1 protein-coding gene is annotated in these 287 nt (G+C 52.6%); it reads right to left on the reverse strand.

Annotated elements, in window-relative coordinates; all coding sequences use genetic code 11:
- Positions 1-287: transketolase-like TK C-terminal-containing protein (locus NE473_RS32200; protein ID WP_305148723.1), on the reverse strand; the 287-nt coding region annotated here is incomplete at both ends.

Below are 287 nucleotides of genomic sequence, written 5' to 3' on the forward strand. Positions count from 1 at the left end.
TTTGCCGGACCGCTGGCTCCGAATCCGGTCATGGTCACGCAGGCGCCGTCCAGTCCTACGTATCTGCCCCATCCAAAGTCACTTAAGGCTTCCACTGCCACATGCTTCCGAATAGACTTCGGAAGTACGGATTCTTTATATTCTGCGGACTGTTCCTCGAATAAATTCATACACGGCATGGAAACGACGCGGACCTTTCTGTCAGAAAGAAGCTTCTTCGCATTGACAGCCAGTTCTACCTCGGAACCGCTGGCAATGAGAATCAGATCCGGCGTGCCTTCACAGTC

Source organism: Hungatella sp. SL.1.14 (assembly GCF_024460495.1).
Lineage (GTDB): Bacteria > Bacillota > Clostridia > Lachnospirales > Lachnospiraceae > Hungatella > Hungatella hathewayi.